This window comes from Croceibacterium soli, assembly GCF_009828065.1.
Taxonomy (GTDB): Bacteria; Pseudomonadota; Alphaproteobacteria; order Sphingomonadales; family Sphingomonadaceae; genus Croceibacterium_B; species Croceibacterium_B soli.
Map to the genome: position 1 here is coordinate 405,089 of NZ_WTYK01000001.1, position 12,079 is coordinate 417,167.

Here is a 12,079-nt window from a genome sequence, read left to right on the forward strand (position 1 = left end):
CAATAGCAGCGAAGGGATCGACGCGGATGGCCACACGGGCAGCAAAGGCGCAGCCGGCCGACTGGCGCGCGGCATTTCGCCGCTCGCTGACGCGCGCGCTGCAGATGGGCGGCGCCGTGGCCCTGTTCTGCGCTACCGGTTTCCTGGCGCTGGCGCTGATCTCCTACACCCAGACCGATGCTTCGCCCTCCACGGCGGCGGGCGGACCGGTCGGCAACTGGATGGGCCTGCCCGGAGCCTGGGCGGCGGAACGCGCGCTGTTCCTGTTCGGCATTGTAGCGATCCTGCTGCTCCCCTTGCTTTACGCTTTCGCCCGCAAGCTGTGGTGCGATGCGGACGAGGAGGAGACGCCCCACGGCCACCGCTGGTGGAACGCGGTGATCATGCTGGTGCTGGGAATGGCGCTGCTGTGCACGGTGCTCGGCCTGCTGATCGATCCGCGCAGCGGCAGTCTTCCGGCCAGCTTCGGCGGGATTACCGGCCTGCTCGGCGCGAAGGCGATCAATGCCTTGGCCGGGCGGCTGCCCGAACCGGCGCAGTTCTGGACGCTGCTCGGCTTCGGCCTGGCCTGCCTCGCCGGCGGCGCCGCCCTCGTCGGCCGGGTGTTCGCCTTCGACTGGGCACAGCTGCTGACCCTGCCGGCATCGCTCAGGCGCCTGCCGGCGCGGCCGCGGGAGGAGAACCCGTTCGAACCGCCGCGCAGCTCAGGGGGCGAGAAGCGCGAGCCGCGGCCGCAGCCGGTCGTCGAGCAGAGCGATCGCAAGCCGCCCGAGATCAGCGATCCGATGCAGTCGCCGCCGCCGGCCCGGCCGGCAGGCAAGCCCAAGCAGAAGGACCTGTTCGCCGCGCACGAGCTGCCCAGCCTCGATCTGCTTACCGACGTGCCGGTCGACAAAGGCCCGAAGCTCGACAAGCTGGCGCTCGAACGCAACGCCCGCCTGCTCGAGACCGTGCTCGACGATTTCAACGTGAAGGGCGAGATCACCGCCGTGCGCACCGGCCCGGTGGTGACCATGTACGAGCTGGAGCCCGCGCCGGGCATCAAGGCCAGCCGGGTGATCGGCTTGGCCGAGGACATCGCCCGCAACATGAGCGCGATCAGCGCCCGCGTTTCGTCGATCCCCGGCAAGACGGTGATGGGCATCGAGCTGCCCAATGCCCACCGCCTGACCGTCAGCTTCAAGGAACTCGCCGCCAGCGAGGCGTTCCAGGAGCACAAGGGCAACCTCCCTATCATCCTGGGCAAGGACATCAGCGGGGAGCCGATCGTCGCCGACCTCGCCGCCATGCCGCACCTGCTTGTCGCCGGCACGACCGGCTCGGGCAAGTCGGTCGGGCTCAACACGATCCTGCTGTCGCTGCTCTACCGCTTCACGCCGAGCGAGTGCCGGCTGATCCTGATCGACCCCAAGGTGCTCGAGCTCAAGAGCTACGACGACATCCCCCACCTGCTCAGCCCAGTGGTGACGGAGCCGCACAAGTCGGTCCGCGCGCTCAAGTGGGCCGTCGAGGAGATGGAGCGGCGTTACCGCATGATGAGCGACATCGGCGCGCGCAACATCGGCGGGTTCAACGAACGGGTGAAGGCGGCCATCGCCAAGGGCAAGCCGCTCGGCCGCCGCGTGCAGACCGGCTTCGACCCGGACACGGGCGAGGAGATCTACGAGGAAGAGCAGCTGGACTACCAGGTGCTGCCGCAGATCGTGCTGATCGTGGACGAGCTGGCCGACCTGATGGTCACCATCGGCAAGGAGATCGAGGTGCTGATCCAGCGCCTCAGCCAGAAGTCCCGCGCCGCCGGCATCCACCTGATCATGGCGACGCAGCGCCCCTCGGTCGACGTGATCACTGGCGTGATCAAGGCGAACCTGCCGACCCGCATCAGCTTCAACGTGACGAGCCGGATCGACAGCCGCACGATCCTTGGCGAACAGGGCGCGGAGCAACTGCTTGGCAAGGGCGACATGCTCTACAAGCCGAGCACCGGGGCGCTTGTCCGCGTCCACGGCCCGTTCGTGTCCGACGAAGAGGTCGAGCGCGTCGCCGACCACTGGCGGGCGCAAGGAACGCCCCAGTACGTCGATTCCGTCACCGAGGAGCCCGAGGACGGCGGCATGTCGTTCGAGGACGACTTCACCGCCTCCGACAATCCGGAAGAGCGCAAGTACCGCCAGGCCTGCCAGATCGTCATCGAGAACCAGAAGGCCTCCGGCTCCTGGCTCCAGCGCCAGATGGGCGTCGGCTACAACACGGCGGCGAAGTGGATCGAGCGGATGGAGGAGGACGGGCTCGTCGGCCCCGCCAACCACGTCGGCCGGCGCGAGATCTACCGGGACAAGGACGGCAACCCGCTGTGAGGCATGCGTCGTCCCGAGCTTAGGGGTATGGGAGCCAGCCGCCTCCTCGCGCATTGTTAGGGCGATGGAGGGCTCGGCACAGAAGCAGCACCCCTGGTGGGAACGCGGCGTCGTCTACCAGGTCTACCCGCGCTCGTTCCAGGATAGCGATGGCGACGGCGTGGGCGACCTTGCGGGTATCGAGCGGCGGCTCGACTATCTCGCCGCGCTCGGCGTCGACGCGGTCTGGCTGTCGCCGATCTTTCCCTCGCCGATGGCCGACTACGGCTACGACATCGCAGACTATTGCGGGGTCGAGCCGATGTTCGGCACGCTGGCGGACTTCGACCGCCTGCTGGCGGCGGCGCATGCGCGGGGTCTCAAGCTGCTGCTCGATTTCGTGCCGAACCACACCTCGGACCGGCACCCGTGGTTCCTTGAGAGCCGATCGAGCCGGGACAACCCGAAGCGCGACTGGTACATTTGGCGCGACGCGAAGCCCGACGGCAGTCCGCCGAACAACTGGATCAGCGACTTCGGCGGCCCAGCCTGGACCTGGGACGAGGCGACCGGGCAATATTACCTGCGGGCGTTCCTGCCCACGCAGCCCGATCTCAACTGGCGCAACCCGGACGTCGAGGCGGCGATGCTCGACGTCATGCGCTTCTGGTTCGACCGCGGCGTCGATGGGTTCCGCGTCGACGTGCTGTGGCACATCGTGAAGGCGGAAGGGCTACCGGACAACCCGCCCAACCCGCACTGGCACCCGGGCGTGAACGAGCGCGACCGGGTGCTCCAGGTCTATTCGACCGACCAGCCCGAAGCCCACGCGATCTCCGCCAGGATGCGCGCCCTGGCCGACGAGTACGGCGCGCGGAACGGGGAGGGGCGCGTGCTGATCGGCGAGATCTTCCTGCCCAACGAGCGGCTCGCCCGCTGGCACGGCACGCCCGAGCGGCCGCAAGTACACCTGCCGTTCAATTTCGCGCTGATCGAGAACCCTTGGGATGCCGAGGCGCTCGGGCCGCTGATTGCCGAGTACGAGGCTTCGATCCCCGAATGGGGCTGGCCCAACTGGGTGATCGGCAGCCATGACGCGCCGCGGATCGCCAGGCGGATCGGCGAGGCCCAGGCTCGCGTGGCGATGCTGCTGCTGCTGACCCTGCGCGGCACGCCGACGCTCTACCAGGGCGACGAGCTGGCGATCGGCGAGGTGCCGATCCCGGCCGATCGGGTGCAGGACCCGCGCGAGCTGCGCCAGCCGGGCATCGGCCTCGGCCGCGATCCCTCGCGCACCCCGATGCCGTGGGACGGATCGCCCAACGCCGGCTTCTCCAGTGCCGAGCCGTGGCTGCCGCTCAACCCGGACTGGCCCACGCGCAACGTCGCCGCGCAGGAGCGCGATCCCGGCTCGATGCTCGAGCTCACCCGCGCGCTGCTGCGCTTGCGGCGGGAGGAAGCAGCGTTGGCGGTGGGGGGGTACACCCCTGTGGCCTGCGAGGGATCGCTCCTCGCCTACGAGCGCCGCTGCGGAGACTCGCGCCTGCTGGTGGCGCTCAACCTCGGCCAGGAGCCCGTGCCGCTGCCTGCCGAGACGCGCGGCGGCGAGCGGCTGCTCTCGACCCTATCCGGCGAGGCCGACGTGCTCCGAGCAGACGAAGGATTGATCGTGAGGCTACCGTGCGCGTAGCGATGCTCAGCTCGATCTCGTGGCGGACGCCGCCGCGCGCCTATGGGCCGTGGGAGCTGGTCACCAGCTTGCTCACCGAGGCGCTGGTCGCGCGCGGGGTGGATGTCACGCTGTTCGCCACGTTGGATTCGCAGACCTCCGGCAAGCTCGCCGGCGTCGCGCCGCGCGGCTATTCGGAGGACCCGGGCATGGACGCCAAAGTCTGGGAAGCGCTGCACATCGCGCACCTGTTCGAGCGGGCGGGCGAGTTCGACCTGATCCACAACCAGGCGGATTTCATGCCGCTGGCCTTCACGCGGCTGGTCGAGACGCCGATCGTCACCACGATCCACGGCTTCTCCAGCCCGCGCATCCTGCCGGTGTTCGAACGCTACGACGACCGCGTGCACTACGTCGCGATCAGCGATGCCGACCGCGCACCGTCGCTCAGCTACGCGGCGACGATCCACCACGGGATCGAGGTCGACAAGTTTCCCTTCGATCCAGCTGGCAGCGACGACTTGCTGTTCTTCGGCCGTATCCACCCCGACAAGGGTGCCGGCGAAGCGATCCGCGCCGCCCGCGCCACTGGGCACCGGCTGGTCATGTGCGGGCTGGTGCAGGACGAAGGCTACCACCGGCGGGAGGTCGAGCCGTTCATCGACGGGCGACAGGTCGAATACCGCGGCGTCATCGGCGGTGAGGAGCGGCTGCGCGCGCTCGGCGGGGCCAGGGGCCTGCTGCACCTGATCGGCTTCGATGAGCCGTTCGGCCTTTCGGTGATCGAGGCGATGGCTTGCGGCACGCCTGTCATCGCCTATCGGCGCGGCTCGATGCCGGAGCTGATCGACCACGGGGTGACCGGCTTCCTGGTCGACACATTCGAGGAGGCCGTCGAGGCCATCGGCCGGCTTGGCGAAATCGATCGCGCAGCTTGCCGGCGGGCGGTGGAAGAACGCTTCACCGTCGACCGCATGGCCGACGAGTACCTCGCGCTTTACGAACGGATCCTGCGCGGCGCCTGACATTCGTGTTCCGCCCGCGCGCGGTCTGTGCAAAGTTGCCTTGAAAAATAGGAGGATGCCGCATGGCCAGCAAGTACGAAGCCGAAGTCTACCACTGCATGGATCCCACGCTCGACCTGCACGACAGGACCGAGAACCCGCTGCACCGGGCGATCCTGAAGAACTATTGCCGCCACGTGCACCTGGAAGGGGCGGCGATGTTCGACGAGATCACCGCGCCCGATATGATGGCCGACGATCCGGTCTACCACATCACCTGGGGCGCCAGCCCGTTCCAGGTGACGGGCCGCCAGGGCATCCACCATTTCTACTCCTCGATCGGCGAGATCGTGCTGTGGAACTCCGGCGACAAGATCGCCGTGGCCGACTGGGGCATCGCCGACGAGATGTGGTTCCACCAGATGTCCACCGGCGCGGAGCTGAAAAAGCTCGGCCACCAGGTCGAGAAGGAGGACGGGCTCTATCTCGTCCATTCACGGCAGGCGTTCATCTGGCCATACGACGAGAACGCCCTCCTGAAAGGCGAGCATCTCTACGAGGACAAGTCCACGCTGAAGATCGAGGAGACCGATCCGGCCGAGTACATGACCCCCGAGCGGGTGCGCGAAATCCACCGCGAGTGCCTGGCGGAACTGGAGGAGCGCTGGGGGCCGGAATACTGGGTATGGCGTCGCTGACGCGATACCCTGGCCGCGTTCGAAGGTTTGCCGCGCTCAAGGCTCAGGCTGGCCTGCACGCAGATCACAAAAGAAAGGCGGCGCGGCTCGAAGGGAGAGAGCCGCGCCGCCGTATGAGTAAGGGTTAGAGATCTTCGCCGGTCATCGTCGTGTGGTTGAGCGCGGCGTCGCGGGCGCGGGCCATCACGTCATCGGGCGAAGCGACCAGGCCGACCTTGGCGAGCGGCCCATCGCGGCCCCAGCTTTCGGTCCAGGCGGCGAGGAACTCCTTGAGGCCGGGAATGGCATCGAGGTGCGCCTTCTTCACGTAGATGTAGAGCGGTCGCGCGCCGGGATATTCGAAGTTGGCGATGTTCTCGTAGGTCGGGTCGACGCCGTTCATCGGCAGGCCCTGGACCTTGTCGGCGTTCTCTTCGAGATACGAGTACCCGAACACGCCGACCGCCTGCGGGTTGGTCTCGATCTTCTGGACGATCAGGTTGTCCTGTTCGCCCTGGTCGACATAGACCCCGTCCGAACGCACTTCGGTGCAGACCTGGTCGTAGCGGTCCTCGTCGCTTTCCTTGAGCGCCTTCATCGCGGGATCGCTCTCGCAACCGACCTGGAGGATCAGTTCCTTGAGAGCATCGCGGGTGCCGGAGGTCGAGGGCGGGCCGTAGACCAGGATCGGCGCGTCGGGGAGCGAGGCGTCGACGTCGCGCCAGGTCTTGGCGGTCTGTTCCTTGCCGTAGGGGCGGGCGGCGAGCGCTTCGTAGACGAACTGCGGCGTCAGGTTCATGCGGATGCCGCCCTGGGCGGAAGCGAAGGCGATCCCGTCGAGCCCGACCTGGATCTCGATGACGTCGGTCACGCCGTTCGCCTTGCAGGATTCGAACTCGCTCGCCTTCATCCGCCGCGAAGCATGGGCGATGTCGGGGGTGTTCGCGCCGACGCCGGCGCAGAACAGCTGCATGCCGCCGCCCGTGCCGGTGGATTCGATCAGCGGCGACTTGAAGCCGGAGTTGGCGCGGCTGAACTGCTCCGACACCAGTTTGGCGAACGGATAGACGGTGGAGGAGCCCACGGCGCGGATCGAATCGCGGGTGCCGCCGGCATCGCCGGATTCGCCGCCGCAGGCGGTCAGCGCGAGAGCGGAAAGGGACGCAAGAACAACGGACTTGAAGAGTTTCATCGGGTAACCCCTGTCGAGAGAATTGCCGGCGCGATTATGCGCCAATTGTGACACAGACGTGACAAGCGCGGCAGGTCAGAAGTCGACCTGCGCGCGCGCGCCGAGGACATCGACCGCGTAGTCGCGATCGGTGCCGTTCGCCGGATAGAGCGCGTCATCGTAGTCCATCCGGGCGTAGTTCAGCAGGAAGCGGGTATAGTCGGTCGGCGTCCAGACCAGCGACAGCGCGTAGCCGTTCTGCGTGCCGCCCACGATCCCCGCATCGGTGAGGTCGAGGAAGTCGTAGCGCAGGTTCACCTGGATCGCGCCGATCCCGCCTTCGCCGACCGGATTCGCCGGCTTCACCCGGTCGAACACGCCGCCCTTGTAACCGCGCGTGTCGCCGCCGGTGAGGAAGAAGCCGGCTTCGGCGTAACCGCCGAAGAACGTGGGGTCGTCGCCGATCGGGCGGTCGACGTTCTGCCAGAAGCCTTCGGCGGCGAAGTGGAACGGGCCTTCGATGGCTGCTGCTTCCAGGCCGTAGCCGGTTTCCGTGGTCGCATCGAAGCCGCCGGTGTCGATGAACCGGTGTGAGGTGAAGTGGACAAGCGGCCGCTGGCGGTAGCGAATGCTGTTCGCCGCGTCGTTCAGTTCCGAATAGTGCGCCGAGCCGCCGAAGTGCAGCTGGGTGCTGCCCAGCTTGGGCATGTAGACCGCGCGGCCGTCCACGCTGAAGCTCTTGTTGGGCAGCGAATCGACGTGGTCGGTGAATACGCCGGCCTGGGCGAGGAAATCGCCGGCGCCGTACTGCGCCGAAAGGCCGACGCGGCGTTCGAAGCCGAAAGCGTCGGTGAAAGCCGCTCGCTCGATGAACGAGGTGAAGCGGCTGCTGGTCAGTTCCTCGAGCGACTGGAACGGGTTGTGCTGCCCGGCGCTGACGGTCAGGCCATCGTCCTCGTAAGTCAAGATCGCGTCGACGATCTCGGCGCCTCCGCCGGCAAAATCCATTTCGAACTTGTAGCCGAAGCCGCCGGGGATATCGCCCTCGACACCTAGCCGGGCCCGGCGCACTTCGCTGCCGAAGCCGTCCGGCCGCCCGATGGACTCGGGCGCGTCGATGAAGCCGGCATCGAATTGCAGGCGCCCGCGCGGCTTGAAGCTCCAGCCGCCCTCGCCGGAAATCTCCGGCGCGCCTTTCCAGCTGACCTCCGTCTTCGACTGTTCCGCCTTGGTCGCTTCGGCCACCGTCACCGCGCCCGCGGCAGCGGCTTCGGCGGCCGCCGCCTTGGCCTGGGCTTCGGTCAGCTGCGACTGCAGGCTTTCCATGCGAGCGGCCATCCGCGCCATGTCGGCCCGCATGGCCGCGAGTTCCTGCTGGATCGCCGCGGCATCGGCGTCCTGCGCCTGCGCCGGCATGGCCCAGCCGCAAGCAGCGGCCATCGCGAGAACCGAAATACGAGAAATCGAAGTCATTCCAATGATGTCCTGAAAGTGTGTCAACGCGGTGACCGCATTATGACCGCACTGTTACGGTTCGATGACAGGCAGGGGCATGTACCGTGATCGGTCGAAACGTTCCTCGCCGCCACCGCCATGCGCGGCGCCATTGCGCGCCACAGGTTGCACTTGTAACGACACGGCAACGAGGAGACTCTCCAATGCGTATCGGCTGCCCCAGGGAAATCAAGAATCGTGAATACCGCGTCGGGCTGACGCCGGAAAGCGTCAAGGAGCTGGCCAGGCACGGCCATGACGTGTGGATCGAGGCGGGCGCGGGGCTGGGGATCGGCGCGAGCGACGCCGAATACCGCGCCGCCGGGGCGGAGATCAGGGACGACGCCGGAGCGCTGTTCGCCGAGTGCGAGATGATCGTGAAGGTCAAGGAGCCGCAGCCAGCCGAACTGGCCATGCTGCGCGCAGGCCAGATCCTCTACACCTACCTCCACCTGGCGCCCGATCCCGACCAGACCGCCGCCCTGGTAAGCTCCGGCGCCACTGCCATCGCTTACGAGACCGTCACCGGCCCTGGCGGTGCCTTGCCGCTGCTCAAGCCGATGAGCCAGGTGGCCGGGCGGATGAGCATCCAGGCCGGCGCCACCGCTCTGGAAAAGGCTCATGGCGGGCGCGGGGTGCTGCTCGGCGGCGTGCCGGGAGTCATGCCGGGGGAAGTGATCGTGATCGGCGGCGGCGTGGTCGGCTTCAACGCGGCGCAGATGGCGGTCGGCCTGGGCGCGGACGTGACGATCCTGGACCGCAGCCCGGAACAGCTGGAAAGACTCGGCATCCATTTCGAAAGCCGGGCGAAGACCTGCTTCTCGAACGAGGCCAACCTGATGGAAGCGGTGTGCCGGGCCGACCTGGTGATCGGCGCCGTGCTGGTGCCGGGCGCGGCCGCGCCGAAACTGGTCAGCCGCGAGATGCTGAAGTGCATGAAGCCGGGCGCCGTGCTGGTCGACGTGGCGATCGACCAGGGTGGCTGCTTCGAGACGAGCCGACCGACGACCCACGACGATCCGACTTATGTGATCGACGATATCGTCCACTACTGCGTCGCCAACATGCCCGGCGCGGTCGCCCGCACCAGCACTTATGCGCTCAACAATGTGACCTTGCCGCACGCTCTGCGGATAGCCGATCTCGGCTGGAAGCAGGCGATGCGTACCGATCCGCACCTGGCCCAAGGGCTGAATGTCCATGCCGGGCGGGTGACCTACCCGGCGGTGGCGGAGGAACTGGGCTACGAACCGTTGCCGCTCGACGAGGCCCTGGCCTGACTTTGTCGGCTGCGTTTAACGCGCCCTAAAGCAATCCAGGTTAGCGCTCGTGCGATGACCGCGCGACGCTGCCTATCTTTACCCGTGTGGCTCGTGTTTCTGCTCGTCCTGTTCACTGCCCCGGTGCCCGCCGCGGCGAGCCAGACGGCCGAGGTCTACAGGCCGGTCTGTCATGCGACTTCGGAAGCGCACGTGACCGTCGCCGCGATGGCCGCCGGCGCGTCGCGGTGGAACTGCAGCGGCGCCGGCTGGGACAACGAGCGGCCGGCCGTGTGGCTGCGGTTCGAGGCGTCGCGCTGGCAGGGCGCCGAGGCGCCGACAGCTTTCGTCAGCCACATCACCCGCTTCCGGCGCATCTCCCTATCCGCCGTCGACGCCGACGGGTCCATCCGGACGCGGTCCTACGCTTCCGACCAGGTCCAGCTGCTGCATAGCGGGCCGCACTTCATGGCGCGGCTGCCCGAGCTTCGCGAGACCACGCGCCAGGTTATCGTGCGGCTCGACCAGCCGCACAATGTGGTCGTGCTGACCGAATCGCGGCTCACGCGCAGGCCGAACCTCGCCGGCTGGAACGAAACCGCCGTCGTCACGCTGGCGCTGATCGCCGGGATGCTGGTGCTGCCGCTGCTGTTCGACGTCGGCTTCTACGCCGTGCTGCGGGAGCGCTTCCTGCTGCTGCACGCCGGCATGGTCGGCTCGATGCTGGTGTACCTGATGTTCTCGGGCGGGTTCCTGCTGTACTTCGTGCTTCCGCCGATCGACCTCGTCGCCGTTGCCGGCCCGGTGGCGTTCGCGCTCGGCGCCCTGGCCTCCGCTCACTTCCTGCTGACTTTCCTCGAAGCGGACGTGCTGCCGAAACTGCTGCGGCACCTGCTGCGCTGCGCCGGCTGGTGGAGCGCCGTGGTTCCGGGGACCCTGGCGCTGCAGTTCGACTGGACCCAGCCGTTCGACAACAGCGGCTACTTCTTCACGTTCGCCCCCGTTCTCGTGGTGTTCGTGGCGACCCTGGCGACGGCGCTGGTCCGCGGCAGCCGCGCGGCGCGCCTGATCGCGGTCGCGTGGGTGCCGATCCTGCTGTGCTGCGCCGACCAGATCATGCGCGGGATCGGGCTCTACACGGGGCCGGCATGGCTCGAGCAATCGATGTACATGGCTTTCGCGCTGGAAGTGGTGATGGTCTGGCTGGCGGTGATGCAGCGGTTCATGGCGCTGAAGCAGGAACGCGACCGCGCCCGGCTGGAAGCCCTGGCGCTGGGCGAGCTATCGGAGCGCGACCCGCTGACCGGGCTGCTGAACCGGCGGGTTATCGAACGCCGCTTCCGCACCTTGCACCGAAACGGCTACGAGACCCTCGCGCTGCTCGATCTCGACCGGTTCAAGGAGGTCAACGACCGCTTCGGCCACGCGCTGGGCGACGAGGTGCTGCGCGCCTGCGCCAACGTGCTGCGCGACTTGCCCGATGTGCTGGCGATCCGCATGGGCGGGGAAGAGTTCCTGCTGCTGATGCGCGGCCGCGACTCGCTGGCCCGGGCGGAGCAGATGCGGCAGAGCTTGCCGGGGCGGATCGCGCGCGAGGTCCCCGGGCTGGACCGCGTGGTGACGGCCAGCATGGGGGCGGTGCAGATGCCGCGTTCGATCGCGCCCGAGGCCGGGTTCGCCGAGATGTACGACCGGGCCGACAAGCTGCTCTACGAAGCCAAGGCTGCAGGGCGCAACCGCACGATGACCGAGAAGCTCAGCCTGTTCCGCAGGCCGGTGACCGCGAAAGCCGCGGCTTAGGGTGAATGTGGCGAGATCCTCCCTTGCGGGAGGGGGACCAGCAGGCGCCTCAGCTCGCCTCCGCCAGGTCCGCCCGTGGGGCGAGATGGATCCTGAAACAAGTTCAGGATGACGTGGGCTTCTCAGGATGATGAGGGCCTGCCCTATTCCTCATCGTCACCCTGAACTCGTTTCAGGGTCCATGTGGCAGGCGGCGCAGCCATCTGCTGGCACGCACCGGTGGCCTGCACCCGAACCCTCCCCTTGCAGGGGAGGATCTGATCACCCTTCGGCCAAGAACTGGGCGGCGACTTCGCGGGGGACGCGCATGATGCGGCCGCTCGCGCGGTCGATCATCGCCCAGCTGGTGACGGCGCTGACCAGCAGCTTGCCGTGCATGTCGCGGAAGGTCGTGCGCCGTTCGAAGCGCGCGCCGGTCGGCGCCTTGCCGATTGCCGTGGTCGCTTCGCAAGTTTCACCTTCGGCGATGTTGCCGCGGTAGTCGATCTCGTGCCGGGTGACGAACCAGGCATAGGCGTCGCGGTGTTCCTGCGGAGCGATGCTGTTCCAGTGCGCCGTCGCCACATCCTCCATCCAGCGGACCCATACCGCGTTGTTGACGTGCCCGTAGACATCGATGTGCTCGGGCAGCGCCGTGAACGCCATGGTGTAGGTCGCGCTGCTCATGCT

Annotated in this window: 9 protein-coding genes; 6 read left to right on the top strand and 3 right to left on the bottom strand. The window is 67.6% G+C overall.

Going from position 1 to position 12,079, the window contains the following annotated elements; genetic code table 11:
• Positions 1–26 precede the first annotated feature (26 nt).
• The 4 genes from GRI75_RS01970 (at position 27) to GRI75_RS01985 (ending at position 5,707) form a co-directional block, all read left to right on the top strand.
• Complete coding sequence (locus GRI75_RS01970) at positions 27–2,357, top strand: DNA translocase FtsK (RefSeq protein WP_160745248.1); 2,331 nt, start codon at positions 27–29, stop codon at positions 2,355–2,357.
• 64 nt (positions 2,358–2,421) lie between these two features.
• Positions 2,422–4,026: an alpha-amylase family glycosyl hydrolase gene (locus GRI75_RS01975; RefSeq protein ID WP_160745249.1), complete on the top strand. Its 1,605-nt coding sequence runs from the start codon at positions 2,422–2,424 to the stop codon at positions 4,024–4,026.
• A complete protein-coding gene (locus GRI75_RS01980; protein ID WP_160745250.1) occupies positions 4,017–5,030 on the top strand; it encodes a glycosyltransferase family 4 protein in 1,014 nt (337 codons plus the stop codon). Before GRI75_RS01975 ends, GRI75_RS01980 begins: the two co-directional genes overlap by 10 nt.
• A gap of 62 nt (positions 5,031–5,092) precedes the next feature.
• Positions 5,093–5,707: a hypothetical protein gene (locus tag GRI75_RS01985; RefSeq protein ID WP_160745251.1), complete on the top strand. Its 615-nt coding sequence runs from the start codon at positions 5,093–5,095 to the stop codon at positions 5,705–5,707.
• Between the two features lie 124 nt (positions 5,708–5,831).
• On the opposite strand, the gene GRI75_RS01990 is transcribed toward GRI75_RS01985, so the two are convergent.
• Complete coding sequence (locus GRI75_RS01990) at positions 5,832–6,878, bottom strand: substrate-binding domain-containing protein (protein ID WP_160745252.1); 1,047 nt, start codon at positions 6,876–6,878, stop codon at positions 5,832–5,834.
• Between the two features lie 75 nt (positions 6,879–6,953).
• Entirely contained in the window at positions 6,954–8,330 is a 1,377-nt protein-coding gene (locus tag GRI75_RS01995) for an OprO/OprP family phosphate-selective porin (protein ID WP_160745253.1), read from the bottom strand.
• A 185-nt stretch (positions 8,331–8,515) separates the two neighbouring features.
• Here GRI75_RS01995 and ald point away from each other — a divergent pair, with 185 nt between their 5' ends.
• The gene (gene ald, locus GRI75_RS02000) at positions 8,516–9,631 is read left to right on the top strand and encodes an alanine dehydrogenase (RefSeq protein WP_160745254.1); all 1,116 of its coding nucleotides are present in this window, start codon (positions 8,516–8,518) and stop codon (positions 9,629–9,631) included.
• A gap of 84 nt (positions 9,632–9,715) precedes the next feature.
• The gene (locus GRI75_RS02005) at positions 9,716–11,410 is read left to right on the top strand and encodes a GGDEF domain-containing protein (protein ID WP_160745255.1); all 1,695 of its coding nucleotides are present in this window, start codon (positions 9,716–9,718) and stop codon (positions 11,408–11,410) included.
• A 261-nt stretch (positions 11,411–11,671) separates the two neighbouring features.
• On the opposite strand, the gene GRI75_RS02010 is transcribed toward GRI75_RS02005, so the two are convergent.
• Complete coding sequence (locus GRI75_RS02010; RefSeq protein WP_160745256.1) at positions 11,672–12,076, bottom strand: acyl-CoA thioesterase; 405 nt, start codon at positions 12,074–12,076, stop codon at positions 11,672–11,674.
• Positions 12,077–12,079 lie beyond the last annotated feature (3 nt).

Coding starts and splice junctions, on each gene's coding strand:
- GRI75_RS02010 (WP_160745256.1), bottom strand. CDS start 12,076: ATGAGCAGCGCGACCTACACCATGGCGTTCACGGCGCTGCCCGAGCAC.
- GRI75_RS01985 (WP_160745251.1), top strand. CDS start 5,093: ATGGCCAGCAAGTACGAAGCCGAAGTCTACCACTGCATGGATCCCACG.
- GRI75_RS01995 (WP_160745253.1), bottom strand. CDS start 8,330: ATGACTTCGATTTCTCGTATTTCGGTTCTCGCGATGGCCGCTGCTTGC.
- GRI75_RS01970 (WP_160745248.1), top strand. CDS start 27: ATGGCCACACGGGCAGCAAAGGCGCAGCCGGCCGACTGGCGCGCGGCA.
- GRI75_RS01990 (WP_160745252.1), bottom strand. CDS start 6,878: ATGAAACTCTTCAAGTCCGTTGTTCTTGCGTCCCTTTCCGCTCTCGCG.
- ald (WP_160745254.1), top strand. CDS start 8,516: ATGCGTATCGGCTGCCCCAGGGAAATCAAGAATCGTGAATACCGCGTC.
- GRI75_RS01975 (WP_160745249.1), top strand. CDS start 2,422: ATGGAGGGCTCGGCACAGAAGCAGCACCCCTGGTGGGAACGCGGCGTC.